General features: G+C 68.8%; 25 protein-coding genes. 8 read left to right on the top strand and 17 right to left on the bottom strand.

The genetic code is table 11. The annotated features are described in order from the left end of the window. Positions 1-17: 17 nt before the first annotated feature. The 3 genes from EDD26_RS05970 to ald all read right to left on the bottom strand — a co-directional run bounded on the left by EDD26_RS05970 (position 18) and on the right by ald (position 4,046). Positions 18-1,538: an NAD-dependent succinate-semialdehyde dehydrogenase gene (locus tag EDD26_RS05970; protein WP_123696871.1), complete on the bottom strand. Its 1,521-nt coding sequence runs from the start codon at positions 1,536-1,538 to the stop codon at positions 18-20. Then, complete coding sequence (locus tag EDD26_RS05965; protein WP_211333835.1) at positions 1,535-2,824, bottom strand: aminotransferase family protein; 1,290 nt, start codon at positions 2,822-2,824, stop codon at positions 1,535-1,537. Before EDD26_RS05965 ends, EDD26_RS05970 begins: the two co-directional genes overlap by 4 nt. A 124-nt stretch (positions 2,825-2,948) precedes the next feature. After that, positions 2,949-4,046, bottom strand: a complete 1,098-nt coding sequence (gene ald, locus EDD26_RS05960; protein WP_123696869.1) for an alanine dehydrogenase — start codon at positions 4,044-4,046, stop codon at positions 2,949-2,951. Between the two features lie 155 nt (positions 4,047-4,201). On the opposite strand from ald, the gene EDD26_RS05955 reads away from it, so the two are divergent. Continuing rightward, the gene (locus EDD26_RS05955) at positions 4,202-4,684 is read left to right on the top strand and encodes an Lrp/AsnC family transcriptional regulator (RefSeq protein WP_123696868.1); all 483 of its coding nucleotides are present in this window, start codon (positions 4,202-4,204) and stop codon (positions 4,682-4,684) included. Positions 4,685-5,084: 400 nt separating this feature from the next. Here EDD26_RS05955 and EDD26_RS05950 read toward each other — a convergent pair whose 3' ends face one another. Continuing rightward, the gene (locus EDD26_RS05950) at positions 5,085-5,786 is read right to left on the bottom strand and encodes a GntR family transcriptional regulator (protein ID WP_148058704.1); all 702 of its coding nucleotides are present in this window, start codon (positions 5,784-5,786) and stop codon (positions 5,085-5,087) included. A gap of 78 nt (positions 5,787-5,864) precedes the next feature. Then, the gene (locus tag EDD26_RS05945) at positions 5,865-6,893 is read right to left on the bottom strand and encodes a cation diffusion facilitator family transporter (protein WP_123696866.1); all 1,029 of its coding nucleotides are present in this window, start codon (positions 6,891-6,893) and stop codon (positions 5,865-5,867) included. Between the two features lie 116 nt (positions 6,894-7,009). Between EDD26_RS05945 and EDD26_RS05940 the strand changes: the two genes are divergently transcribed. Then, entirely contained in the window at positions 7,010-7,372 is a 363-nt protein-coding gene (locus EDD26_RS05940; protein WP_245989777.1) for an ArsR/SmtB family transcription factor, read from the top strand. Continuing rightward, entirely contained in the window at positions 7,365-8,573 is a 1,209-nt protein-coding gene (locus EDD26_RS05935; protein WP_123696864.1) for an MFS transporter, read from the top strand. Before EDD26_RS05940 ends, EDD26_RS05935 begins: the two co-directional genes overlap by 8 nt. A 53-nt stretch (positions 8,574-8,626) precedes the next feature. On the opposite strand, the gene EDD26_RS05930 is transcribed toward EDD26_RS05935, so the two are convergent. The 7 genes from EDD26_RS05930 to EDD26_RS05900 all read right to left on the bottom strand — a co-directional run bounded on the left by EDD26_RS05930 (position 8,627) and on the right by EDD26_RS05900 (position 15,927). Next, positions 8,627-8,974 carry a hypothetical protein gene (locus EDD26_RS05930; RefSeq protein ID WP_123696863.1) on the bottom strand — a complete coding sequence of 116 codons (348 nt, stop codon included), beginning with the start codon at positions 8,972-8,974 and terminating at the stop codon, positions 8,627-8,629. 302 nt (positions 8,975-9,276) lie between these two features. Next, the gene (locus EDD26_RS05925) at positions 9,277-9,870 is read right to left on the bottom strand and encodes a hypothetical protein (protein ID WP_123696862.1); all 594 of its coding nucleotides are present in this window, start codon (positions 9,868-9,870) and stop codon (positions 9,277-9,279) included. Between the two features lie 91 nt (positions 9,871-9,961). Further along, positions 9,962-10,318 (bottom strand): hypothetical protein, encoded by a 357-nt coding sequence (locus EDD26_RS05920; RefSeq protein WP_123696861.1) that lies wholly within the window; start codon positions 10,316-10,318, stop codon positions 9,962-9,964. Between the two features lie 204 nt (positions 10,319-10,522). Further along, positions 10,523-11,503, bottom strand: coding sequence for an NAD-dependent epimerase/dehydratase family protein (locus EDD26_RS05915; protein ID WP_123696860.1), 981 nt, complete (start codon positions 11,501-11,503; stop codon positions 10,523-10,525). A gap of 10 nt (positions 11,504-11,513) precedes the next feature. Beyond that, entirely contained in the window at positions 11,514-14,357 is a 2,844-nt protein-coding gene (locus tag EDD26_RS05910; protein WP_123696859.1) for an alpha/beta fold hydrolase, read from the bottom strand. Continuing rightward, a complete protein-coding gene (locus tag EDD26_RS05905) occupies positions 14,354-15,415 on the bottom strand; it encodes a 3-oxoacyl-ACP synthase III (RefSeq protein ID WP_123696858.1) in 1,062 nt (353 codons plus the stop codon). Before EDD26_RS05905 ends, EDD26_RS05910 begins: the two co-directional genes overlap by 4 nt. 182 nt (positions 15,416-15,597) lie before the next feature. Further along, positions 15,598-15,927: a cupin domain-containing protein gene (locus EDD26_RS05900; RefSeq protein WP_123696857.1), complete on the bottom strand. Its 330-nt coding sequence runs from the start codon at positions 15,925-15,927 to the stop codon at positions 15,598-15,600. Positions 15,928-16,031: 104 nt separating this feature from the next. On the opposite strand from EDD26_RS05900, the gene EDD26_RS05895 reads away from it, so the two are divergent. Continuing rightward, on the top strand, positions 16,032-16,382 hold the full coding sequence (locus tag EDD26_RS05895; RefSeq protein ID WP_123696856.1) for a cupin domain-containing protein: 351 nt from the start codon (positions 16,032-16,034) through the stop codon (positions 16,380-16,382). 116 nt (positions 16,383-16,498) lie between these two features. Here the strand turns inward: EDD26_RS05895 and EDD26_RS05890 are convergent, their stop codons facing one another. Further along, positions 16,499-17,092 carry a hypothetical protein gene (locus EDD26_RS05890; protein WP_148058703.1) on the bottom strand — a complete coding sequence of 198 codons (594 nt, stop codon included), beginning with the start codon at positions 17,090-17,092 and terminating at the stop codon, positions 16,499-16,501. A gap of 251 nt (positions 17,093-17,343) precedes the next feature. Between EDD26_RS05890 and EDD26_RS05885 the strand changes: the two genes are divergently transcribed. Next, positions 17,344-18,060, top strand: a complete 717-nt coding sequence (locus EDD26_RS05885) for a DUF998 domain-containing protein (RefSeq protein WP_123696854.1) — start codon at positions 17,344-17,346, stop codon at positions 18,058-18,060. Between the two features lie 61 nt (positions 18,061-18,121). Further along, the gene (locus EDD26_RS05880) at positions 18,122-18,667 is read left to right on the top strand and encodes an NYN domain-containing protein (RefSeq protein WP_123696853.1); all 546 of its coding nucleotides are present in this window, start codon (positions 18,122-18,124) and stop codon (positions 18,665-18,667) included. 101 nt (positions 18,668-18,768) lie between these two features. Here EDD26_RS05880 and EDD26_RS05875 read toward each other — a convergent pair whose 3' ends face one another. Continuing rightward, entirely contained in the window at positions 18,769-20,268 is a 1,500-nt protein-coding gene (locus tag EDD26_RS05875; protein WP_123696852.1) for a Fic family protein, read from the bottom strand. Positions 20,269-20,532: 264 nt separating this feature from the next. On the opposite strand from EDD26_RS05875, the gene EDD26_RS05870 reads away from it, so the two are divergent. Both EDD26_RS05870 and EDD26_RS05865 read left to right on the top strand, forming a co-directional pair. Continuing rightward, complete coding sequence (locus EDD26_RS05870; RefSeq protein WP_123696851.1) at positions 20,533-20,874, top strand: hypothetical protein; 342 nt, start codon at positions 20,533-20,535, stop codon at positions 20,872-20,874. Between the two features lie 328 nt (positions 20,875-21,202). Next, positions 21,203-22,123 (top strand): GIY-YIG nuclease family protein, encoded by a 921-nt coding sequence (locus EDD26_RS05865; protein ID WP_123696850.1) that lies wholly within the window; start codon positions 21,203-21,205, stop codon positions 22,121-22,123. A 67-nt stretch (positions 22,124-22,190) separates the two neighbouring features. On the opposite strand, the gene EDD26_RS05860 is transcribed toward EDD26_RS05865, so the two are convergent. From EDD26_RS05860 to EDD26_RS05850, 3 genes are all read right to left on the bottom strand, one after another. Next, on the bottom strand, positions 22,191-24,446 hold the full coding sequence (locus EDD26_RS05860; RefSeq protein ID WP_123696849.1) for a DGQHR domain-containing protein: 2,256 nt from the start codon (positions 24,444-24,446) through the stop codon (positions 22,191-22,193). Further along, positions 24,433-25,314, bottom strand: a complete 882-nt coding sequence (locus tag EDD26_RS05855) for a DNA adenine methylase (protein ID WP_211333834.1) — start codon at positions 25,312-25,314, stop codon at positions 24,433-24,435. The genes EDD26_RS05860 and EDD26_RS05855 overlap by 14 nt, the downstream gene beginning before the upstream one ends. Positions 25,315-25,502: 188 nt before the next feature. Continuing rightward, positions 25,503-26,312: a nitrilase-related carbon-nitrogen hydrolase gene (locus tag EDD26_RS05850; RefSeq protein WP_170165543.1), complete on the bottom strand. Its 810-nt coding sequence runs from the start codon at positions 26,310-26,312 to the stop codon at positions 25,503-25,505. Positions 26,313-26,342 lie beyond the last annotated feature (30 nt).

Below are 26,342 nucleotides of genomic sequence, written 5' to 3'. Positions count from 1 at the left end.
TCAGCGCGCGAGCCGCGCTAGGCGCCGCGGCGGCCAAGGTTGTAGAACCGGATCTCCTGGTACTCCTCGAGGCCCTCACCGCTGCCCTCTCGCCCCAGGCCCGACGCCTTCACGCCGCCGAACGGCGCGGCGACGTTCGAGACGATGCCCTGGTTGATGCCCACCATGCCCGCGTCGAGCTGGTCGGCGATGTTCAGGGCACGGTCGATGTCCTGCGAGAAGACGTAGCTCGCGAGGCCGAACGGCGTGCTGTTGGCGCGCTCGATGGCCTCGTGCTCGCTCTCGAAGCGCGCGATCGCGGCCACCGGTCCGAAGATCTCGGTGTTCGCGATCTCCGCGTCGTCCGGCACCCGGTCGAGCACGGTGGCCTCGAAGAAGTGGCCGTCGCCCTCCGGTGCCGCGCCGCCGGTACGCAGGTCGGCACCCTTCGCGACGGCGTCGTCGACGAGCCGCGAGAAGCTCGACACCGCTCGGTCGTCGATGACGGGGCCGAGCGTGACGCCCTCCGCGAGGCCGTTGCCGAGCACCGCCTGGCGCATCCGCTCGGTGAAGCCCTCGACGAAGGCGTCGGCGATGCCGCTCTGCACGAGGATGCGGTTGGCGGCGACGCAGGACTGCCCGCCGTTGCGGAGCTTGGCCACGACCGCACCCTCCACGGCACGCTCGAGGTCGGCGTCGTCGAAGACGAGCAGCGGGGCGTTGCCGCCCAGCTCCATCGAGCTCTTGATGACGTGCTTCGCCGCCTGGCCGAGCAGCACGCTGCCGACGCCGGTCGAGCCGGTGAACGACACCTTGCGCACGCGGGCGTCGGCCATGAGCGCCTTGCTGAAGCCCGACGCATCCGTCGTGGTCACGACCTGCACGAGCTCGGCGGGCACGCCCGCCTCGACGAAGATCTCGGCGACCACGAGCGTGGTCAGCGGCGTGAGCGCTGCCGGCTTCACGACGGCGCCGCAACCGACGGCGATCGCCGGGGCGATCTTGCGCGTGGCCATCGCCATGGGGAAGTTCCACGGCGTGATGAGCAGCGTCGTGCCGATCGGCGCGCGAGTCGTGAGGATCGTCGAGCCGCCCGCGGGGTTCTCGCGGTAGTTGCCCGCGGGCCGGAGCGCCTCCTCGGCGTACCAGCGCACGTAGTCGGCGGCGTACTGCACCTCGCCGTAGGCCTCGGCGAGCGGCTTGCCCATCTCGCGCGTGATGACGCGGGCGAGGCGGTCCTTCTGCTCGATGATGAGGCCGTAGGCGCGGTGGAGCACGTCGGAGCGCTGGCGGGCGGTCGTGCGCGCCCACGCCCTGCCAGCCGCATCCGCGCGGGCGAGCGCGACGAGCGCGTCGTCGATCGAGTGGTCCGCGGGCGTCGCGATCACCCGACCGGTGGCGGGGTCGTGCACCTCGAACGTGTCGGTGGTGCCGAGCTCGAGGCGGTCGAGCACCACGCTCGCGATCGCGGCGTCGGAGCGCTCGCGCTCCTGCTGCGCGACGTCGCGCGCGACGGCGGCGGAGCGCTCGATGAGCTGCTGGTCGTCGCGGGCGCTCATCGGGCCACCGCCAGGCTGTCGGCCTTCGCATCGGCGGCGACGACGTCGAGCGCCGAGACCGTCGCGGCGACGATGCCGCGCAGCTCGTCGTCGGTCGTCGTGAACGGCGGGCTGATCTGCACGACGTTGCCGCGCAGGGGCCGCGCGATCCAGCCCTCGTCGACCATCGCATCCGTCACGCGCTCGGCCGAGAGCTCCGGACGCAGCTGGATGCCGCCGAGGAGGCCCGCGACGCGCGTCTCCTCGATGCGGTCGTCGCCCGCGAGCGCGTCGAGCTCGGCGTGCAGCACGCCCTCGAGGTGCAGCACGCGGTCGAGCAGGCCCTCCCGCTCGATGATCTCGATGTTCTTGAGCGCGAGCGCCGCCGACGTCGCGTGCCCGGAGTAGGTCGTGCCGTGCCGGTAGATCGGCGCGCCCGTGCGGTAGAAGGGCGCCCACACCTCGGGCGCGACGATGATGCCGCCGACTGCGGAGTAGCCGGAGGAGATGCCCTTGGCCATCGCGATGATGTGCGGGCGGATGCCGTAGCGCTGGGCCGCGAACCAGTGGCCCGTGCGGCCGAAGCCGGTGATGACCTCGTCGAGGATGAGCAGGATGTCGTGCTCGTCGGCGATCTGCTGCAGGCCCTCGAGGTAGCCCGGCGCCGGCGGGATGACGCCACCGGTGCCCTGGACCGGCTCGGCGATGATCGCAGCGATGCGGTGCGGGCCGATCTCGGCGACCGTCCTGCGCACCTGCTCGATGTCGTGGGTGTCGAAGCGCGCCGTGTCGGGCACGAGCGAGTCGGTGCCGTAGCCCTCGCGGTTGAAGTCGAGGCCCGCGACGCTCGTGCCGTAGGCGTGCAGCCCGTGGTAGGCGAGGTCGCGGCTGAGGATCATCGTCTTCTCGGGGCGACCCTGCAGCTGCCAGTAGCGGCGCGCGAGCTTGAGCGCAACGTCGATCGAGTCGGAGCCGCCGCTGTTGAGGATGATCTTGGCGTCGGCGATCGGCGAGAGGGACGCGACCTTCTCGGCGAGCTCGACCGCGCGGTCGTTGAGGTAGCGGCCGAAGACGTGGTACGTCTCGAGCGTGCGCATCTGCTGCGCCGCGGCCTCCGCCATCTCCTCGCGGCCGTGGCCGATGTTGGCGTGCCAGAGGCCCGCGGTGCCGTCGAAGAGGCGCTGGCCGTCGGTGGTGAAGACGTAGTTGCCCTCGCCGCGCGCGATGACGAGCTGGCGCCCGAGCACGGACGGCATGTGCGCCTGCGCGCTCCAGAGGGCGGACCCCGTGTTGGCTGGTGTGGTCACGGCAGAGCTCCTTCGACGATGGTCAGCACGCTGCGGTGCGCGGATCCTCTGATTGTAGGGCAATACTACGATGCGCGGAAGGGCAGGCGTGGAGCCTGCCCTTCCGCGCATCCGAAGGAGCGGATCAGGCCGCGAGGTCGAGGCCGAACGCCCGCGCGACACCGGCGTGCGTGACCGAGCCGGAGCGCGTGTTGAGCCCGAGGCGCAGCGCGGGGTCGGCCTCCGTCGCCGCCTCCCAGCCGCGGTCGGCGACCTCGAGCACGTAGGGCAGCGTCGCGTTCGTGAGCGCGCGCGTCGAGGTCTCGGGCACCGCGCCGGGCATGTTCGCGACGCAGTAGAAGACGGCGTCGTGCACGGCGAAGGTCGGCGCATCGTGCGTCGTCGGGCGCGAGCCCTCGAAGCAGCCGCCCTGGTCGATGGCGATGTCGACGAGCACGGCGCCGGGGCGCATGGTCGAGACCATCTCGTCGGTCACGAGCTTCGGCGCCGCGGCGCCCGGGATGAGCACCGAGCCGATCACGAGGTCGGCGTTCGCGACAGCCTCGGCGATCGCGAGGCGCGTCGAGGCGAGCGTGCGGATCGTGGTGCCGTAGCGCATCTGCAGCTCCTTGAGGCGCGGCAGCGAGCGGTCGATGACGGTGACGGATGCGCCCAGGCCGATGGCGTTCGCAGCCGCGTGCTCGCCCGCGACACCGCCGCCGATGACGACGACCTCCGCGGGAGGAGCGCCGGCGACACCGCCCATGAGCGTCCCGCGGCCGCCGCTCGCGCGCAGCAGCGAGTGTGCGCCGACCGCGATCGACAGGCGGCCGGCGACCTCGCTCATCGGCGAGAGCAGCGGCAGCGAGCGGTCGGCGAGCTGGACCGTCTCGTAGGCGATCGCCGGCGTGCCTGCCGCGACCAGCGCATCCGTCAGCGGTCGGTCGGCCGCGAGGTGCAGGTAGGTCATGAGGGTCTGGTCGGCACGCAGGTAGCCGTACTCCGAGGCGATCGGCTCCTTGACCTTGACGAGCAGCTCGGTGTCGCCCCACACGGTCGCCGCGTCGTCGACGACGGTCGCACCTGCGGCCCGGTAGGCGTCGTCGGTGATGCGCGAGCCCTCGCCGGCGCCGGCCTGCACGAGCACGGTGTGGCCGCGGTCGGTCAGGGCGTCGACGCCCGCGGGCGTGATGCCGACGCGGTGCTCGTTGTTCTTGATCTCGGTGGGGATGCCGATGCGCATGGGGGCTCCTCTGCTGCGGTGGTGCGATCGTTCTGGGAAGTGCCATCATCTTGGGGGCCTGTTCGGGTCAGGCGGCTCTTCTTCGCAGATCCTTCGGCAGATCGCGCCTATGCTGACGTCAGTCGCACATCGCGCCGGATGCGGGAGGCACGCGGATGCAGGATCTTCGGGAGCGCATGCTCGACCCGATCGACAGCACGCTCATCGGCGAGCTCGCGCGAGATGCGCGCGCGACGAACGCGCAGCTCGCGGCGCGGGCGGGCGTGGCGCCGTCCACCGCCCACGCGCGGCTGCGCGCGCTCGAGGGCCGCGGCATCGTGCGCGGCTACCACGCGAGCATCGACCAGGCGGCGCTCGGGCGCGGCCTGCAGGCGATGATCGGCGTCACCCTCCGGCCAGGCTCGCGGCAGGAGAGCATCGAGCGGTTCGCGGCGGAGGTGGGCGCGCTGCCGCAGGTCATCCAGCTCTTCTTCGTCGGCGGCGTCGACGACTACCTCGTGCACGTCGCGGTCGAGGACTCGTCGGAGCTGCGCGCCGTCGTCGTGCAGCACCTCTCGGCGCAGCACAGCGTCGCCTCGACGCGCACGAGCGTCATCTTCGCCTACCAGCGCAACGCGCTGGCGGCCCCCTTCGACTGACCGGCGCTCCCCGCTCGTCGAGGAGCAGCCTCACCGCGCTCGTCGAGCAGCAGCCGCACCACGCTCGTCGAGTAGCAGCTGGCGCAGCCGGCCGCGTATCGAGACGGACCGCGACCGCGCGACCCCATGGTCTCGATACGGGCCGGCTTCGCCGTCCTACTCGACCAGCAAGTGTGCGGGCCGCTCCGCCGTCCTACTCGACCAGCCCTACCCGCTCGTCGAGTAGCAGCCGGCGCAGCCGGCCGCGTATCGAGACGAACCGAGCCGGCGCGATCCCGTGGTCTCGATACGGGCCGGCTTCGCCGTCCTACTCGACCAGCAAGTGGGGCCGGCTCCGCCGTCCTACTGGACCAGCAAGTGCGGGCGGCTCCGCCGTCCTCCTCGATCCGCGTGGAGAGGGTCAGCCCTCCACGCGACCGTGCCGCAGCGTCTCCTCGTCGTGCGAGTGCAGATCGAGCTCGTCGATCGACAGGTGCTCGTGCAGCGCGAGGTGCACCGCCTCCATGTCGCCGGAGCGCATGAGCTCGGCGATGTGGACGTGGCTCGCGATCAGGTCGTCGTCGGGCTCGCTGTCGCCGAAGTGCAGCATGCAGATGAGCGCCTCGGTCGCGAGCGTCGTGTAGGCGCGGAGCAGCCGCGTGTTCTCGCCGCTGCGCACGAGCTGCGTGTGGAAGGCGAGGTCGGCCCGCCGCAAGCGGTCCCGATCGCCGGATGCCACCGCGGCCGCCATCGGCTCGGTGGCCGCCACCAACGCCTCGGCGATGCGATCGCGCTGCTCGGCCTCCATGCTCGTGATCACCTCGGCCGCCGCGCACTCGATCACCTCGCGCGCCTCCGCCACCTCGGCGATGTCGCGTCGCGTGACCTCCTTGACGAACACGCCGCGGTTCGGGCGGCCCTCGAGCAGCCCTTCCTGGACGAGCCGGTGGAGCGCCTCGCGCACGGGGCCGCGTGAGACCTGCAGCCGTTCGGCGAGCTGCGCCTCGTTGATCTGGTCGCCGGAGACGAACGTGCCCGCGACGATCCCCTCCCGCAGCTGGTCCGCGATGATGACCGCCGTCGAGCGATTCTCGATCGCCGAGAGCGTCTGGACTCCGTTCACGCTGCCTCCTGCCGACACGCTGGTGTCATGCCACTGTAGACATTCGGACGATGATATTGCTGTGCGGCGCGGTGCGCGTCACGCATGCAGCGCGTGCTCGTGATGCACGTGCTTCGCCGGCTCGAGCTGCAGCGTGGAGTGGTCGGAGTCGAAGTGCTCCCCGAGGCACGCGTGGAGCTCGTCGAGGATCTCGTGGTAGTCGCGCTGCTCCGCGGTCTCGTCGATGACGACGTGGGCCGAGAGGGCGTTGACGCCCGACGTGATCGTCCACGCGTGCAGGTCGTGCACGTCCGTCACGCCCGGCACCGAGAGCAGGTGCTCGCGCGTCTGGTCGAGGTCGACGTCCTTGGGCGTCGCCTCGAGCAGCACGCGCACCACGTCCTTGAGCAGGCTGTAGGCGCGCGGCGCGATGAGCAGCGCGATCGCGAACGAGGCGAGCTGGTCGACGATGTACCAACCCGTGAACAAGATGATGATTGCCGCGATGATCACGGCGACCGAGCCGAGCAGGTCGCCGAGCACCTCGAGGTAGGCGCCGCGGACGTTGAGGCTCTCCTTCTGGCCCGACTGCAGGATGAGCAGCGAGACGAGGTTCGCGACCGCGCCGATGATGGCGGCGATGAGCATCGGCCAGGCTGCCACCTCGACCTCGGTGCCGAAGCGGCGGACGCCCTCCACCACGATCACGACGCAGATCACGCCGAGGATGATGCCGTTGGCGAGCGCGGCGAGCACCTCGACGCGCATGAGACCGAAGGTGCGCTTCGACGTCGCCGGCAGCGCCGCGAGCAGGCTGGCGATGAGCGCGATCGTCACGCCGAGCGCGTCCGTGAGCATGTGGCCGGCGTCGGCGAGCAGGGCGAGCGAGTTGGCGATGAACGCGCCGATCACCTGCACGAAGAAGATGGCGAAGGTGATGCAGAGCACGATGACGAGCTTCTTGCGGTGCTTGCCGGTGCCGGTCGAGTGCCCTTCGAGGCCGTGGCTGTGCCCGTGCCCGTGATCGCCGCCCTCTGCGGCCGGGCGCGGCGGGTGCGCCTCGCCGAAGGCATGACCGCGCTCGTGGTCGTGGTCGTGGCCGTGGTGGTCGTGGGTCTCGCCGCTCATGTCAGCAATGTACCTCGGTTGCAGATTGTTGACAATACGATGATGCAAAGATCCTGATCATGGGGCTGCTTGCTGCGACGCTCTTGCTGTGTCACTGTTTGCGTATGAACGCAGATATGCAGTCAGCGGACGAGCAGGTCGAGCTGGCGGTCGAGGTCTTCTCGATGCTCGCCGACGTCACGCGGGTGAAGATCCTGCTCGCACTGCGCGACGGCGAGCAGTCGGTGGGCGACCTGGCCGCGGCGGTGCGGAAGCCCACCCCCGGGGTCTCGCAGCACCTCGCGAAGCTGCGGCTCGCGCGGATGGTCGTCGCCCGGCACGCGGGCACGCGCGTCTTCTACCGGCTCGCCGACGACCACGCGAGCGAGCTCGTCTCGGTCGCCATGCACCAGGCCGAGCACATGCTGGGCACCGCGCCCGAGCACATCCTCGTCGGTGACGCCGCAGAGCGCGAGCGGTCGGAGTCCGACCGTGCGTGACGTGCTGCGCAACCCCGCCTACGCCAAGCTCTTCAGCGCGCAGATCGTGGCGCTGCTCGGCACGGGACTCCTGACCGTCGCGCTCGGGCTGCTCGCGTTCGACCTCGCCGGTGGCGATGCGGGCGTCGTGCTCGGCGTCGCGCTCACGATCAAGATGCTCGCCTACGTCGGTGCGGGCCCGCTGCTGATCGCGGCGACGAGCCGCGTGCCGCGCAAGACGCTGCTCATCGGCGCCGACGTGATCCGCGCCGCGATCGCGCTCATGCTCCCGCTCGTGGGCGAGGTGTGGCAGATCTACGTGCTCATCTTCGTGCTGCAGTGCGCCTCCGCCACCTTCACGCCCGCGTTCCAGGCGGTCATCCCCGAGATCCTGCCCGACGAGCGGCAGTACACGCGCGCGCTGTCGCTCTCCCGGCTCGCCTACGACCTCGAGTCGCTGCTGAGCCCGGCGCTCGCCGCGGCCCTGCTGCTCGTCATGTCGTACTCGAACCTGTTCCTCGGCACCGTCGCCGGCTTCGTGCTCTCGGCGGCGCTCGTGCTCGCGACGCGCTTCCCGGCGATCGAGCTCGAGCGCGGATCGTCGTTCGCCGAGCGGCTGACGCGCGGCGTGCGGGTGTTCGGGCGGCACGCGGAGCTGCGCGCGCTGCTCGCCCTCAACCTCGCGGTGGCGGCGCCGACGGCGATGGTCATCGTGAACACGGTCGTGCTCGTGCAGGAGCGGCTCGGGCGGCCGCAGGCAGATGTCGCGATCCTGCTCGCGGCGTATGGCGCCGGATCGATGCTCGTCGCGCTCTCGCTCCCCCGCATCCTCGATCGCGTCGCCGAGCGCACCGTCATGCTGACGGGGGGCGCGGTCGTGGCGATCGGCCTCGGCGGCGTCGCGGCGAGCCTGGCGGGCGAGCCGCCGTGGGCGCTGCTGCTGCCGCTCTGGGCGCTGCTCGGCGCAGGCAACGCGGCGATCCTCACCGCGTCGTCGCGGCTCGTGCGCCGCAACGCGTCGACCGAGGAGCGCCCGGCGGCCTTCGCCGCGCAGTTCGCGCTCTCGCACGCGTGCTTCATCATCACTTACCCGCTCGCCGGCATCGTCGGTGCGGCGCTCGGCCTCTCGTGGACCGCGCTGCTGCTCGCGGCGATCGCGGCCATCGCGACGGTCGCGGCCGCCGCGCTCTGGCGCACCCGCGCCCTCGTCCCCGCCGGGTGAACGAGACGGCGAGGCGGGCCGACCAGCCGCCCCGCCTCGCCGTGGCTCGTGGCTCAGCTCTGCTGCATCGCGACGCAGTAGATGATGTGGCTGAGGTCCTTGCTGGTGCTGTGCATGTAGGCCATCCCGGACCACGGGTACATGATGACGTCGTTCGCGCTCGCCCCGGAGCCGGACTTCAGCACGAGCAGGGTGTAGATGCTCGGCGGCGCGATGGGGTCGAGCGTGTAGCTGCCGACGCCGTCGGGCAGCTCGACCTTCGTGCAGTCGCCGTAGCCCATCGCCTCCCAGTAGGCCTCGGTGTTCTGGGCGGCGTTGTCCGGAGGAGCGGCTTGCGCGGGTGTGGCGATGCCGAGCACGGCGAATGCGGCGACGGCGGTGGCCGCGAGCATCTTCTTCATGATGTGTCTCCTTGACTCGATGCGAGTGCCTCGGATCGAGCGACGCGCGACGTCGTCGTCATGTGTCGCCCGGATTCTGTAACGATGTTACGGCGAGGTGAGAGCGAGCGTAGAGCTCTGCGGGTCCTCCCGTAAGGGTCTGATTCCGCGCGCCGTGAGCGGCGCCATGGTGCAAATCGCTCTCGGCGCGTCCTGCTCAACCCTCTGCCCGTCAGGAGCGGAGGTCCTCCCGGCCCGGATGGCCCGCCCTGACCTCCGCCCGTGGCACGTCGCCGGATCGCACCGCCGCTGGTGGGGTCGCGTCAGCGACGCGGCCGCAGCGCCCCGCCCATCCACCGCCAGGCGCCCGCACCGGCTGCCGCACCGACGCCGACCCCGGCGAAGGCCGCCACGAGCGCGACGACCGCGATCCCGGTCGCCTCGTCGAGATCGGGCTGCAGCACGAACGACAGCAGGACGATCAGGATGTTCGTCCCGTGCACCGGCACCGCGGCGATCGCAGCGCCCGCGGCGGTGACGCCGAGCGCTCGCCCGCCGCCCCACCGGCGCAGCAGCGCCCAGCTGAGCGCGACCCCGAGCAGACACAGCACGGTGCCGACCGCCAGCACCGCCACGGTGAGCGGTGTGATGACGGCGGCGATCGCCTCCTGCAGCGGGTCGCCCTGGTCGTACGCGATGACGAGCGGCGCGAAGACCGCGGACATCCCGAGGATGAGCAGCCAGAAGAGCACCATGACGCCGCCGAGCCCGGTGCCGGCGCCGAGCAGCGCGCCGCTCGCGGCGCCCACGCGGAGGAGGCGACGGCGCTCGACGTCGGGCAGCGGCGCCCGGCTCTGGGGCGGCGGCGCAGCGGGATGCCACGCGATCGGCTGGCCCGGCGGCGGCGGGAAGCTCATGAGCCGACGGTAGGTGGCGACTCCTGCGAACCGCCTGCGCGACGCGCGTCTCGCCTCCGGGTGCCGCTCGAGCCGTCTGCGGCTCGTCTCTTCAGCTGAGTCGCGGCGCGAGGCAGCTGATGTAGTGGCTGATGTCCTTGCCCGAGCTGTGGAGGTAGGCGTAGCCGTCGTCGTACGGGTACGGGATCACATCGTTCGCCATCGCCCCGGATCCGGCCTTCAGCACGAGCAGCGAGAACTGCTGCGACGGTGCGGTCGCGGGCAGCCAGACGATGTCGGCGCCATCCGGGAGCTCGTACTTGGTGCACTCGCCGTAGCCGAGCGACTCCCAGTACGCCTCGGAGTTCATCGCGGCGGCCGATGGCTGTGCCGCGTTCGCGGGTGCTGCGACCCCGAGCACGGTGGCTGCGGCCAGCGCGGCGGCCGCGATTGCAGGCAGGTGCTTCATGATCAGACTCCTCGTGGAGAGCGCCCGGCGCCAGCGGCGGCGCCGGCTTCGCGGCTCAGCGTAACGGCGTTTCGCAGCGGCGCAGAGCCCCCCTCTTCGCTGCAGGTGACGCCCGAGCCTGAGGAGCCGCGGCGAGCGGGAGGACCCGTCGTCCTCGACTCGTGCACCCTCGACCAGATCTCCTCGTCTGCCGACGAGCGAGGGTCAGGCGTAGTGGGCAGCGAGGCGGCGCAGACCCTCGTCGAGCGAGACGGTCGGCGCCCAGTCCAAGTCCCGGCGGGTGTCGCGCTGGTCGAACCAGTGCGCCGTCGAGAGCTGCTCGGCGAGGAAGCGCGTCATCGGCGGCTCGTCGGCGCCTGCCCGCGATCCCACACCGGGCATCGCCCAGACCCGCTCGACGAGCGAGCCCGCGGCGCGGCCGAGCGACGCCGGCACGCTGACGCGCGGCGGGCGCACACCGGCGGCGAGGCAGATGCCGGCCAGCAGGTCGGCGACGGGGCGGGGCTCGCCGTTCGTGATGACGTAGGCGTTGCCGTGCGCCGCATCCGCGCGGTGCAGCGCGGCGACGATGCCGGTCGCGGCGTTGTCGACGTATGTCGTGTCGATGAGCGCCGTGCCGCCGTTCAGCAGCGGCAAGCGGCCGCGTCGCGCGCGGTCGACGACGCGCTCGATGAGCTGGGTGTCGCCGGGTCCCCAGACGATGTGAGGCCGCACGGCGATGACGTGCATCGCCGCCCCGTCGCGCGAGAGGGCGAGCAGCTCGGCCTCTGCCTTCGTGCGGGCGTAGTCGCCGCGCGCGTGCTCGGGCGAGGCGGGCTCGGCGCCGACGCCGGCGAGCGACGCGCCGGCGTGCGCGACCGACGGCGACGACACCTGCACGAAGCGCGTCACTCCGGCGCGCTCGGCCGCGTCGAGCAGCGTGCGCGTGCCCTCGACGTTGACCATGCGGAACTCGCTCGGGTCGCCCGCGAGCGAGACCTTCGCCGCGAGGTGGACGACGCCCTCGACGCCCTCCATGGCGCGCTCGACGTGGGCCGGATCGGTGATCGAGCCGAGCGCATCCGTCGCGCCGGGAACCTCGGACGGCCGGCGCTGCAGCGTGCGGACCTCGTGGCCGGCGGCAACGAGCTCTGCGGCGACCGCGCGGCCGAGGAACCCGGAGGCGCCGGTGGCGAGCACGATCATCGCTGGTTCCTCACGGGGCGCTGACCGTCTCGCCGGCAAGCGTGCGCTCGGCCCATGCGGAGAGCCGCGAGCGGTCGATCTTCGAGTTGTGGCGCACGTCGGTCGGCAGCTGCGGCACGACGAGCACGGCGGCCAGCGACTGCGGGGTGCTCGCGCGCACGGCGGCGGTCAGCTCGGGGTCTGCGAGCGCCGGCCGCCGGCTCGTGGGCACGGTCTCGACGACCGCGACCGCCTGGCGCAGCCGGTGCGGGCCGATGCCGACGACGGCGGCGCGGCGCACGGCATCCTCCGCCTCGATCGCCTGCTCGCTTTCGACCGGCGCGATCGGGCCGTCGGCGGTGACGATGACGTGCTGGATGCGGCCCTCGACCCACACGCGACCCTCGGCGTCGAGGTGGCCGACGTCGCCGGTGCGGTGCCAGCGGCTGCCGTCGGCCGCGAGCGGCTCGGTGTCGCGGGTCGCCGCGCGGTCGGTGAGGTGCAGCCGGTCGTAGTGGCTCTTGAGGTGCGGCGCCGAGATGACGATCTCGCCCAGCACCCCCGGCTCGGCGCTGGGCGCGCCGGTGGCTCGGCCGTCGGCGTCGAGCGCGCTGACGAGCACCCGGTTGCTGCCGATCGGCGCGCCGACGCAGACGCCGGCGTCGGGCGCATCCGCCGCGACGAGCAGCTCGTCGAGGGTCACGTCGGTGACGAGCAGGCACTCCGTCATGCCGTAGGGCGTGTGCGGGGTGGCGTTCGGCATGAGCTTCGCGACCGCCTGCAGCAGCGGAGCGCCGATGGGGGCGCCTGCCGACAAGAACGCTCGCACGCGCATGAGGGCCGCCTGGTCGGCGGCGGTGAGCGCATCCGCCGTCGCGACGACGTTGAGGATGGCCGCCGGCGAGAGGAAGACGATGCCGGCGTCGGATGCGCGCACCGCGGCCGCGACCGCGCTGGCGGTGAGCGTGCGGGGCGAGGAGACGTCCATGTCGGGCGTCGCCGAGCGGGTGCCGAGTGCCGGGCCGAGCAGCGCGAACGGCGCGAAGCCGGTGACGAGTCCGCTCTCGGGGGTGATCTGGAGGTGCGCGGCGAGCACGTCGCGCAGCGCGCTCAGCTGGCCGTGCGTGTAGACGACGCCCTTCGCGGGTCCGGTGGAGCCGGAGGTGAAGAGGATCGCGGCGTCGTCGGTGGGACCGGGTTCGGGCGGGAGGTCCGACTCCTTGCCGAGGGCGACGACATCGCGCAGGCTGCAGGCGACGCCGAGCGCGGTCGCCGCGATGCGCGGGAGCCGCTCGGCAGCGATGCGGAGGCCCGGCCAGCCGAGCGCGCGGGCGGCGGTGAGGCCGAGGCGCTCGCCGATGATGACGTCGGGCCACGAGCCGCGCACCGCGCGGGTCAGCCCCTTCACGCCGAGGCCGGCGTCGGCGACGACGACGACCGCGCCGATCCGGAGGCACGCGTAGAGGACGGCGGTGAGCGTCGGGCCTGGCTGCAGGAGCAGCGAGACGCGGTCGCCCCGCTGCACGCCCATCGCGTGCAGGCCGGCGGCGATGCGGCTCGTCTGCGTCTCGAGCTGGCGCCAGCTGACGCGGCGCGGCTCGCCGCCGCCGGCCATGTCGATGATGGCGACGTCGTCGTCGTCCGCGCGCGCCTCGAGCCCGCGCCAGAGCGGCACGTGGTCCTCGCTGGCGGTGGAGCCCTCGCTGCCGGTCGAGCCGGACGGCGCGCTCAGCGCGCCGCCCGAGTCAAGACCACCGCCACCGGCACGGCCTCGAGACGCGGCCTCCGGCTGCTCCTCGACCAGCGGGAGCATGCCGGTCGAGCCGGACGGCGCGCTCTTCGCGCCGCCCGAGTCGAGACCACCGTCACCGGCATGGTCTCGAGACGCGGCCTGCGGCTGCTCCTCGGCCAACGGGCGGAGCCACTCCAGCACCGTCGTCGCGTACGGCCGCTCCTCCGCCACGAGGTGGCTCGCCCCCTCGAAGCGGTGCACGTCGGCGTGCGGCAGCCGGTCGACGAGATCGTCGAGGTAGCGGTCGGTGAAGACCGGGTCCTTGGGCCCCCACAGCAGCAGCGCCGGCACCTCGAGCCGCGCGACGCCCGTGCTGATGCGCTCGAGTTCGGCGAAGCTCTCGTGCTCTGCATCGACCGGGATGTCGGCCACGAAGCCGCCGATGCCGCCGCGACGATCGGCCGAGCGGTAGGGCGCGCGGTACGCGTCTTTCACGTCGGCGGGCAGCGGTGGGGTCGCGAGCGTGAGCGTCGTGTCGAGGAAGCCCGTCGTCGCGACGGTCGCCGCCGAGAGCACACCGCGAGCGCGCGCGAGCCGCAGCGGCGCCGGGATCGGCACGCCCTCCGGGTGGTGCACGGCGGTGTTGAGCAGCGCGACGGCTGCGAGCTGCTCGGGGTGGTCGATGGCCCAGCCGAGCGAGACGACGCCGCCCCAGTCGTGTCCGAGGGTGACGACTGGGCCGTCGAGGCCGAGCGCATCCGTGAAGGCGGCGAGGTCGGCGACGCGCTGCGCGAGCGGGCGGTACAGCCCGGACCCCCCGGAGAGGACCGTGCGCTCCGAGAAGCCCATCTCGAGCTGGTCGACGGCGACCACGCGCCAGGCCGGCTGGCCGGCGACGGCGGCCGCCACGGACTCCGCCGCGATCGACCGCCACAGGTACGACCAGGTGGGGTTGCCGTGCACGGCGAGGATCGTGCCGGCGACGTGCGCGCCAATCTCGGCCAGGGCATCCGCGGTGTCGAGGCAGTGCCACTCGCGGGTGACGCTCTCGTCGAGGTCGCGGCCGCGCACGCCGACGATGCGGCTGAAGCGCGGGTCGAGGCCGGGCAGGTCGTGCGGGGGCAGCGAGGCCGCCTGGGTCACCAGGCCAGCTCCAGCATGGCCGTGTTGAGGCCCGAGCCGACGCCCATGAGCAGCACGCGGTCGCCCTGGCGGAGCGTCGCCTGCTCCTCGGCGAGGGTGATCGGGATGGATGCCGGCCCGACGTTGCCGTACTTCGGGAAGGTCGTGGGCACGCGCTCGGGGTCGAGCTTCGCCGCCTTGACGATCGCGTTCGTGTGCACCGAGGAGACCTGGTGGGTGATGTAGCGGTCCATCTCGGACCACTTCCACTCCGGTGCCGCCTCCTTCCAGGCGGAGACGACGAGGTCGAGGCCGCCCTTCAGCAGCGCCTTCGCGTTCGTGTACATGCCCTCGGCGCTGCCGACGCAGAGGTCGTGCCACTGCGTGGCCGCGCGGGTCACGCCCCCGAGGATGCGGTGGCCCTCGGGGTGCTCGTCGGCACGGCCGAGCACGGCGGCGGCCGAGCCGGAGCCGAGCGTCAGCGTGGCGAACTCGCTGAGGAAGTCGTCGCGGTCGATGTCGGCGCCGAGCAGCCGGTCGATCGTGTTGACCTGGATGTCGTCGGCGTCCTCGCCGTTGACGACGATCGCGTAGCGGATCTGGCCCGACTCGATCATGCCGGCGGCGAGGCTCATGCCGTTGACGAAGCCGAGGCAGGCGTTGGCGACGTCGAAGTTGACGGCCGAGGTGGGCAGGCCCAGCTCATGGTGCAGCCGCACGGCGACCGACGGCTCGAGGTGCTTGCGCGTGACGCTCGTGTTGATGAGGAGGCCTACGTCGGACGCCCGGACGCCCGCCTCCGCGAGCGCGCGCTCACCGGCCTGGACGGTCGCGGCGTCGGCCGACTCGCCCTCGCCCCAGTTGCGGCGCTCGAGCACGCCGGCGACGCGCTTGAGCAGTCCGCCACGCAGCTTCAGGCGCGAGAGGGCGGCCGCCAGGCGGTCCTCGATGTCTGCGGATGTCGTGACTCGGCTCGGCAGCGAGCTCGCGACGGAGAGGAGGGCCACGTTGCTGAAGCGCGTGGTGGCGTTGCCCGGGGCGGGGGCTTCGTCGAGAGCCGAGGCGAGCGATTGACGCATTGCTGAATCGTAGCGAGCCGACCTATGTCGAATCTGACCCCTGGGGTACGTCTTCCTGGCGGTTCGCCCGGCGGCCTTTCGCGCTGGTCGAGCAGCAGCAGGCCCCTTCTTGCTGGTCGAGTAGCAGCCGGCGAAGCCGGCCGCGTATCGAGACCACTCAGCCGCGCAAGGAGACCACCCCGCTACCGCACCGCCACCGTCAGCAGCACCGCGGCATCCGTCAGCGCATCCACCGCATGCCGAGCATCCGGCACGTCGACCACCTCGCCGACCCCGAGCTCGACCGCCTCGCTCCCCGACCGCAGCCGCACGCGCCCGACGAGCACCTGCAGCGTCTCCTCGCCGTTGGTCTCGTGCTCCTCGATGCCGTGGCCCTCGGTGAGCGCGAGCACGGTCTGCCGCAACGACAGCGCGCGGCCGGAGCGGGTCGAGCGCGCGGCCCGACCGCTGGTCGCGTTCCGGGCGATGCCGAGCAGCTCGTCGGCAAGGTCAGGCAGGTAGGAGGTCTCCATGGGGCCAGCATGGCCGTTCGACCCGCGCACCACTACCTCCGAGACAGGACAGCCGCGGATCAGACCCTCGACCCTTCGCAGGACGCAGGTGTAGGTTCCCCCGCATGACTGACGACGCCGTCTCGACCGCTCCCGGCTCCTACTCCGTCGTGTTCGAGAACGAGCGCGTGCGCGTGCTCGAGTACCGCGACACCCCGGGATCGAAGACGGACCGGCATCACCACCCCGACAGCGTGATGATCCCGCTGAGCGCGTTCCAGCTGCGGCTCGCGCACGGCTCGAAGGAGGCCGACGTCTCGTTCGAAGCGGGCGTCGTGAGCTGGGTGCCCGAGGAGTCGCACGCCGGCGAGAACGTCGGCTCGACCGCCGGCCACGCGATCCTCGTCGAGCTCAAGGAGCCGAACCCGAGCGGCGCGTCGACCGAGGCGGAGCCGGGCGCGGCGATCGACGTCTGAGGCCCCTCTTCTCGCTGGTCGAGTAGCAGCCGGCCCCACCCGCTGGTCGAGTAGCAGCCGGCGAAGCCGGCCGCGTATCGAGATCACTCCCGTGCGGAGCGAGCCGCGACCACCCCTCACTCCACGCTGACCAGCACCATCCCGCCCTCGTCGCGGTCATACGCGGCCGCGACCATCACGAGGTCCCCGTCGACCGTGCCGTTCAGCGTGATGAGCGGATTGGAATCGCCGCCGGAGTCGTCGTCCATCAGGCTCGAGTCATCCGCGCTCGAACGCCCCCAGAGCACCGAATCGAACTCGGCCTCCGCGCGGATCGACTCCTGCCCCGTCGTCACGCGCGCGATGAACAGGGCTGGCGCACCCGGCGCGACCTCCAGCGAGGCGCTCTCGCCCACGCCCACCACCGTCGAGCCCGTCAGCACCTGCAACTGGAAGCCGGTGCGGTCGCCGCTGTACTCGCCGAGCTGGATCCGATACGAGCCGGGTTCCAGCACCGCACCGATGAGCGGGTCGCGCGAGCCCATCTCGAACGCGAAGGCATCGAGCTCGCTGGAGCCGTCGTCGTTCTCGAGTTCCGCGCCATCGCCGACCAGCCGCATGGTGAGGTCCTCGTCGTCTGTCGACACCGCCCCGAGCACGACCGCGGAGCGATCAGCGACCTCGAGCTCGATCTCCGTCGTCCCGCCCGCCTCGACGAACCCCTCGCGCACGTCGGCGGCGCCGCTCGTGCCGGGCACGACCGGGTCGGTGTTCGGCGCCTGGGGCACGGGCGGTGGCGATGGGATGAAGCACGCGGTGAGCCCGACGAGCGTGGCCGCCGCGACCGTCGTGGCCGCGAGCATCCGCCTGGTGTGTGCTGCGCGCATGCTGCGGCTCCCTCTCGACGTGACCGGCCAGTCGAGTCGATCGTAGGCGGGGCCGCTGGCGGAGACGCGCCGCCGCGTGCCGGGATGATGGCAGCGTGACCATCCGACGCCGCTCCTCGATCGTTGCCGGGGTGCTCTGGATACTCAGCGCGCTCGTGCACCTCTCCACGGAGGCCGTGACCGCCGCCGCCTTCACCGGCTACTCCTACGCAACCAACTACATCAGCGACCTCGGCATCCCCGAGGTCGGCGAGTACCAGGGCCGAGCCATCGACTCCCCGCTGCACCTGGTGATGAACGTCGGATTCGTCGTGCAGGGCGCGCTGTACCTCGCTGCGGTCTGCGTCGTCGTCCGAGCGTGCGCAACCCGAGAGCGCCGGATGCTCGTCGCGCTGGCGATCGTCTACGCGATCGGCATCTCGCTCGTCGGCATCGTGCACGGCAGCCAGGCGAGCGACGACAACGGGTCGGCGATCTTCCACGTGCTCGGTGCAGGGATGGCGATCATCAGCGGCAACGTCGTGGCGATCGCGGTCGGCATCGGCGTCGCCCGCGAGCGTCCGCGATCGCCCTACGCGCTCGCCAGCATCGCGCTCGGCGCGATCGGGCTCAGCGGACTCGCGATGCTGCAGATCGACGCGGGGACGACGACCATTGACCTCCTGCCCGACGGCGTGTGGGAGCGGATCGCCGTCTACGCGGTGACCGCGTGGCAGCTCATGACGGGCACCGTGCTGCTCACGAGGAAGACTGACGGGTCGGAGGCGCGCCTCGCGCTGACGCGAGACCGAGTGACTTCGGCGCACCGCTGACCGCGGGCGCGCGCTCAGGGCAGGGAGCTCGGCCTTGCAGGCGCGGCGATAAGGTCGCCCCATGACCGAGCGCACCACCTATCTCCTCGTCGACGGCGAGAACATCGATGCGACGCTCGGGATCTCGGTGCTGAACCGCCGGCCGGAGCCGCAGGAGCGGCCGCGCTGGAACAAGGTGCTGTCGTTCGCCGAGCAGGCGTGGCAGCAGCCGGTGAAGGGCCTGTTCTTCCTCGCCGTGCCGGCCGAGCTGCCGACGTCGTTCGTGCAGGCGCTCATCGCGATGGGCTACACGCCCGTGCCGCTGCGGGGCGAGGGCAAGGTCGTCGACATCGCCATCCAGCGCACGGCGGATGCGCTCGTTGAGCGCGAGGCCGACGTGATGCTCGTCAGCCACGACCGCGACTTCGCGCCGCACATGGCACGACTCGCGGACCGGGACGCCCGCGTCGGCATCCTGGGCTTCGGCGAGTTCATGGCCGGAGGGTTGCGCGATGTCGACGGCGTCGAGTTCTTCGATCTCGAGTACGACGTCGCTGCCTTCAACAGCCGGCTCCCGCGCGTTCGCGTCATCCCGATCGACGAGTTCGACCCGCTGCAGTTCATCTAGTCGGCGGTCCCCGTCTTCGCCTCGACCCGCCGCGGCACAATGCGGCCATCGCCCCGCGCGGCAAGACCTGCCGCCATCGCCCATCTCGCTAGCTGACTGGCTCAGCCGGAGGCATCCAGGAAGCTCGCCACTGAAGCCGTGAGTGTCTTGTTGATTGCGTCAAGCGCTTTACCCCAGGCCTCCTCGACTTCGTCCGTGTGCAGGAACGTGACGCTGTCTGACGGTCGGAGCCGGATGAGACGCTCGAACGGCTGCGGTGTCTGTGAACTGGCTCCAGCCTTATCGCGCCGTGCAACTTTGCTCTCAGCGAAGAACGTCAGCGCAAGGATTCCAGTCTCCCCGTGACCAACCCTTTGCACGACTGCCACATAGTGAAGTTCTCGCTCAAGCACTCTCGCGGTCAACTTCGACCACCACACTCCATCCGACATGTTCGAGTAGAAGTCGACCTCGCGAGCCGCGCGAATGATCTCAGCCCTCCACCACTTAGACTTCTCGGAAGGCGGTTGCTGAGAGTCGGTCCAGACGTCCGCCCGGGGATCAATCTCGGCGAATACCGCCTGCAACTCGGCAGCGGTCTCGACGAGCAACTCATTCGTTTTCGAGTTGAGGTCCGTGGCGAGAGCTTCGGCACCCTCACGGCGCTCAGTGTTCGAGAACTCAAGACGCGCCTTGAGTGACCGAGCGTACTCCTGAGCGACTTCTACTGCCGACGTCGCGACCGTCGTCGGACGAATTTCTAGTTCCGCAAGTGCAGCTTGCTCTTCGAGCCGTGCGAAGAAGCGGATAAGAGGCTCAAGGTCTCCGCGATTGGCGAGGTCTAGCGCATCGATATACTCCTCTCTGCTGTCGCGACGCACGACGATCGGCACGAACTGTCCGTGCATGAGAGCAAGGAGCGTTAGCGCCCTGGCCACTCGACCATTTCCATCCGCGAAGGGATGGATGCTAATGAACGAGTGGTGCAGCCATGCCGCGAGTGCAATTGGATGAATCTCGGAATTTTGATAATCGAGATACAGCTCAACGAGTCGATCCATCTCATCCTGGATGAAGATCGCCGGCGTGTAGAGCTGCTTCGAGCCATCCCTCAGCATGACGTGGTTGTCCGTGCGCTTCCACACCCCATGCTCCAAGTGCACTGCCACCGCATGACCGAAGCTGTCTCGTGCGTCGATGAACCTCTGCGTCCTCGTGATCGCAATGTGCAACTCTTTCACGAAGCTTGTAGAGAACTCGCGCTTCTCGTTCACGAAACTGACGAGCAACTGCAGCCCGTCGAGCTGAGCATTGATGGTATCGAGCGTTTCTGGCGATACAGCGCCCTCACGCTCCGCAACATCGAGGGTGATACCTTCCGCCACCAGAGCCTCCGTCGTCCCCCAGTCAATATCGTAAAGACGCTCGATGATGCCGGTTTCAATCGCGTGCCGGCGGAAGTTGCGATTGCGACGAACCTCCAACTCGTCGTCGGTGGCTCCTTGCAAGAGTTCGCGCCAGCGCTCGCGGTACGCGTCGGCCCGTTCGAGCGCCGCGAGCGTTTCAGCTGATAGCGCTTCAGGGAACACCTGCAGCGCACGCCAGTCGAAGGTTTCCGTCATGCTCGCAGGTTACTTCAATGCACCGTGGCCGACGAGGCAACTACACCATGCCGCGTCGCCCAGGAATCGGTCTGTCGAGCGAATAGCGAGCTCCCGTGCCCGCACACCAGGGCACCAGCGGGTCGCCGCGAGTGGAAGAATGGCGTGTTGGCGCTCACGCGATCCGTGAGGCGCCGCATCACCTCACATCCACGCCGCTGTGCGATGCGCGTGCGGTGTGCCGCGCCCGCATCCGCTCCGCGCCCGCACCCCAGGGAGCACCCCATGAGCACCACTCATGCCACCGAAGCCACCACGCCGACCGAGGAGCAGACGTCGACGTCGGCCACCGCGAAGCCGGGCCGCACCACCCGCCGCTGGCCCTGGATCGTCGCGCTCGTCGTCGTCGCCCTGCTCGGCGCGCTCGGCGCCGGCATTGCCGCTTCCTCCGCCGCGAACGCGCAGGCGGAGCTGACCTCGGTCCGCGCCGAGCTCGCCGCCGTGCAGGCCGACTACGCCGACCTCGAGACGCGCGCGGGCATCGCCCAGAGCAGCCTCGACCTCATCCGCGAGCACCGCGACCGCCTCGAGCTCCAGCTCGAGGAGATGCAGGCGTCGCAGGGCTGACGCTTCACTCTACTGGCGGACGCGGCTCGGGCTTCGGCTCAAGCCGCGTCTTGCTTCTCACAGCGACGGCGCTCGGGTACGCACGCGTGAGCCGACTGGAACCGTCACCGCCCAGCAGGATCTCGATGGCGGTTTAGCCGGTCGCGCAAGCGGATCGGTCCTCGATCTTGCGATGGTTCCGACGAGGCTTAGGGCGACCCGAATGCAGAGACTGCATCATCGGTCGACGGGAGGCGTCGAGCCTCCAGCTCAGTTTGCTGCCTCTGCCCAGGCAAGCGACGACATCAGGGATACCTGCTCGATGTCAGCTCCCGACTATCGTGGGCGAATGCACGTGGGCAAGCAGGTTCGTCTCTTCCTCGTCGACGGCACGCCCGGCGGCCTCACGACGGCGGAGATCATCAACTGGACCGGCCACGTACTGAAAGGCAAGCGTGAGAAGCTCGTCGCGATCCGGGGACGCGAGGAGGCTAGACGCACTGGCGTCTACATCCTTCTCGGCGACGACGTCGGCGATGGCAGAATCGCTTACATCGGCCAGTCGGACGATGTTGCCAATCGACTTATGCAACACGATGCCAAGAAGGACTTCTGGGACGAAGTTGTTATCGTCACCTCAAAGGACTCCAATCTGACAAGTGCGCACGTGCGGTATCTCGAGTCGCGACTGATCAAGATGGCGAAATCCATCGGTCGCGTGCACTTGTCCAACGGGAACGAGCCCTCCGGCGGCGCTGACCTCCCCGAGGCCGACGCGTCGGACATGGACTACTTCATCGAGCAACTGCGCATTGTGCTCCCTGTGCTTGGCGTCGAGGTACTTCGAGGTCGTGAGGCTCGCTCCGAGCCAGGCGCTGCCGAGCAGCCTGTACATGACCAGTACGTCGACAGTCCCATTTTTACGCTGACGAATCGCGCAGGCGTTGACGCCCGTGCGCAGATGATCGACGGCGAGTTCACGGTGCTGAGGGGATCGCGCATTAGAACCGTCATGCAGCGTCCCAAGGCGGGCGTTGCGACCACCATGAGGCAGTTCGAGGCCCGATCTCGACTTCATGCACTCGTGATCGCCGACGCGGTGGCGTCGCCAGACGGAGCCACGATGAAATTAACCCAAGACGTCGTCTTTACCTCGCCGTCGGCCGCATCGGCCGTATTGCAGGGATACGCCACCGCGAACGGGCGCGCAGACTGGCGTACTACAGACGGGGTCACCTTCGGCGCCTGGGAGGCGGCCGGCGCGACGTGAGCGCCCCCCGCCGCCGAGCTCGCGCCCTCCCGGGAGGCGCTCGTCTGCCTCAAGGGTCATCCGCGCCCTAGGCGTTTGGGAAGCTAGCGTGCAGTCCTAGAAGGAAGGCGTAATCCTCCTCGGAAACTGCGTTCCCGTGGAAGGCAGTATTTCGAATTTCGTTGAAGCGGGTTACCCACTCAGACTTGTCCTTCCACGACGATGCCTTCGCGTCGCTAGGAAGCGTGAACCTGCTATCAAAAAGCTCGTTCCACGTCTTCATCCCGCCGTTACGCATTATCTTCTGATAGTCGACAACGTGAAGACAATCCCACCATTCCACCTGTGAATCCAAGTCCTGATCCCAGTTCTTCTTGGCGGCAAGCGTGGAAGCCTCCTCGAAGACTAACTTCGGGACGCCCTTCTTATACCACTCAGCTCCGTAGTTGTCCTCGAGCACCCGTCTGACCTCAATCTTCAGGAACGCCTCGATGTCATGCACCATCGTCAACGACTCGCTATTGAACTGTTTCTTTTGATCTACGAGCCACTCCGCCAGGCCCTCCGGTTCGAATGATGCGTCTTCCGCTGCGATCGCTGCCTGAAACTTTCGTAGGTACTTCGTCGGCGCGCCACTACCAAACCACCCGCGAAATTCAGTCACGTCGTCGGAGGCAAGCCCGGACAAGTAGTTCACCAGGTATGACAGGTAGGGGCGGACGTGCACGAACACAACCTCGGGCGCAGCATTGCGAGAGTCCGTGACGCCCGACGCATTGCAATGGTCGACAATATCTCCACAAAGCCGGACGACGGCTTCCGTCCCGGCGTTGGTGAAAACGAATCCGCCGTCCGCCCGCCCCAAGTTCCACTGCGCTTCCAAGCCATCTCTCAGGAAGTCGAGCGCGAGTTCGAGAAAAGACACAAGTGGGCCGACAGTGTCATCGTTGGAAGTCCTATAGAAGGATCCGAGCGTCTTTACTGAAGAAGCGTTGAACTCGCCGATGTAACGACCCCGGTCCACCCCTCTTTGAATCGCATCCAGGCTAATGCACCGGCGATCGCTGCTTTGCTCTTCCCCAAGAATGACGCGGCCCCTAAGCGGCGACGTCTTCTGCTCCCCCAGGAGTTGAGCCACTTTCAGCTTGAGTGCGTGACTTCTCTTACGAGCGTCGTCGCTGCCCCACAAGAGATCAGCGTTCAGCGTGTTCTGCAGATTCTTCGGCACCGATTGTTGGTTCTCATTGATCTGCATAAAGAGTTCTAGTTGCTTCTCTCCTGGCAGGTCAACAAATGCCACGACCGGCACCAGTTCACTTTGCGCTCTTTTCGACGTGGCGAAACCGTAGAGGCGGTGCTGCCCATCGATGATGTAAGCGGATCGATATTTCCTCGGCAGATGCAGCACCCCCAGATCGACGGCACCCATCTTCTGCCCGGCCGAATCGAATCTGACTTTGCGGCCACCGTTATTTAGATTGACGATCAGCGAGTTCGGGAAGAAGCCACCCGCCTCCACGAACGCGGCAACCTTCTTCAGTCGAGCGCGCTTGATGATGCGTTGGTACGTGGGCATCCACCGGGTATTCGCATTGTTCCGATGCAGCACGTAGGCCAGCTTGAGTAAACGCTCTGGCTCGATCGCGAAGGAGTAGTACGTGTGACCGCCCATCTTTCCCCTGATTGCAGGAACCGCGCTTTCCATCGCCTCGATCTGCGTTCCCGCAAACAAGTTGCCGAGCAACTGAAATTTCGCGGCAGGTCCTAGGTGGCCAGCCAACTCATGGTAGTAGTCGACTGCCTCTTCATCCAGTAGCGCAATGCTCGCCGCCTCCATGCGATCCTGGCTTTCGCGCCTGACTGCAATATTGTTGATCGCGAGAACGAATTTGACCTTACGGTCGGGGAACCGCTTCCGCAAGTCGCCGATCATGCGGGCGCGGTATCCCTGTATAGCTTCGATCTCAGTCTTGAACGTCATGACCGGCGCCCTGTCCGACGCCGACGACTTGCATTCGACTACGAGTAACACCTCATCGTCCACCGCAAGTACGTCGATCTGTTTGGTCTCGTTAGCATTTGCACCGTACGGCAGACTGAGGGTCCGATCTGCGTTGAGCGAAGGGAACCCAAGTCTCGCGAACATCGACCACACTCTGTCTTCGAAGGCCCGATCGTGAGTCTTCAGTTTTCGCATCCAGACGTCGCGCTTCAACTCTTTATCGATCACCCATTGCTGAGCGAGGTACTCGGGCACGCGTACGGCGGGGATCTTCTCGCGGACGTATGGCGACATCCGCTTCGGAAGCTCCGAGCGGATCGCCTTCTCATCAAGAAGTTGCATTTGCGTCTCGCATCTCAATGTTCGTGAAAAGGTATTCTTGCGCAGATCCGCGCGACGCTTTGAGCCCGCCAATAACGTTCTTGCGCGACACTCGCTCGACGCGTCCAAGCTTCCCGAATAATTCTAGAATGGAAGGATGCGCCGCGTTGCTGAGGATGAAATGCGCTCCCTGTTCTATAATCTGCGCGACGGCTGCCGCCAACCTCCGTTGATCTTCGAACGCGAAGAGATGCTGATTGTACTTTACGAAGCCATTGTCGTTGTGAGCGACCGTATAGGGCGGATCGAGGAACACTAGGTCGCCTCGTTGCACTTGCGATAGGGTCTGCGAGAAGTCTCCCGATGAGAGTTCCGCCAAGCTCAAGCGGCTGCTGATGAGAGTAAGTTCCTCCGCCGAGGGCATGACAACGTTCTTTCTATGGCCAAAAGGGACGTTGTACTCGCCGCGCAAGTTCACCCGGTAGATTCCATTGAATGAATGGTGGTTCAAGTAGATAAACCGGGCGGCACGCTCCGTCACGTCACCATGCTGGCTTGCTCGTGCATCGTAGTAGCAGTCCGCCGTGTTCTCGTAAGCGTTTAGCCGAGAAGCGACGGCCTCCGGGCTATCTCTTATGGTTAAGTACACCTCTATCAGGTCTTCGCTGAGGTCGGAGAGAAGCGCTCGTCTGCCAGAGGCGATCGCAAAGAAGACAGCGCCGCCGCCCAGAAACGGCTCGACGTAGCGCTCGAACTTGTGGCCTTCGATCATTCTTGCGAGTTGCGGTGTCAGCCACCTCTTGCCGCCCGCCCAACGCAGGAACGGTTGACCACCCGCGACCGCTTGATTCGCGGGCGTCGCCTCTGCGGTCGCGCGATGTGTCGCCAATTTGCCCCCTACATACTGGATCAACTCGAAGGTTAGCGAAGAAGTTGGATGTCCGTCCCCGCCTTGCCGCCATCGGACGCAACGATCGGACGCTGTGCCCAACGGCGATCGCTTGATAGCGGCGACACCCACCCCGCGAGCGGTCCGCGACTGCTGCTGACGTGTTCGGCTGACCCGCTCGAGACACGTCAGCTCTGCGAACCGAGGTCGAAAAGGTAGGAGTTTATGATTCGAGATCGCGCGATCGCCTCCGTGCGCACCTGTGCGACTGAGACGCCTGGACCATCGCTAAGCAGCACCGCGTTGTGCCCGAACGGCGTCGCGATGCAGCTGCGGCCAGTGAAGCCCGGACCGCACTGGTTCGCATAGGCGATGACCACGCCGTTCTCCAAAGCCCGCGCCGGCACTTGCAGCGTCGAGATCTGCGTCGCGGAGTAGTGCCACGCATCACCGAGCCCCTCGATGCCCTCCTCTACTCTCGGCACGGCCGTCGGCACGAGCAGGATGTCGGCGCCCGCGACCGAGAGCGAGCGAGCGAACTCTGGGAACTCCACGTCGTAGCAGATGCCGACACCCCAGCTCGTGCCGTTCCAATTGACCGGCTCGCCGTAGGCCGCCGCCGGCGTCATGTACTCCTGCTCGACGCCCCCGAAGAGGTGGCGCTTGTGCACGCGCGACAGCTCCTCCCCCTCGGGCGAGAAGAACGAGGCCGAGATGTGATGCGCAGGCCCCACCGTGTCGACCGACGATGCGACCAGTCCGATCCCGTGCGAGCGGGCTATGGCCGCGAGCGCCACTCGGATCGCCGCACCGTCGTGCTTCCACGCGCGGTCGGGCGCGTAGCCAGTGGCGAAGAGCTCGGGCGTCACGACGACGTCGGCGCCCTGCTCGGCCGCGGACGCGACCAGCCCATCGAGCGTCGCGAGGTTCTGATCGACGTCGTCGATCACGGCGACCCCCTGGGCGACGGCGATCGCGTGGCTCTTCGGCGCATCCATCCGAACATCCTCCCCTGCAGTGGGCGTCGC

Origin of the sequence: Agrococcus jenensis, assembly GCF_003752465.1 — a bacterium.
Classification (GTDB): domain Bacteria; phylum Actinomycetota; class Actinomycetes; order Actinomycetales; family Microbacteriaceae; genus Agrococcus; species Agrococcus jenensis.
Note: the sequence above shows the minus strand (reverse complement) of the source record. Positions and strands in the feature narration are given on the sequence as shown.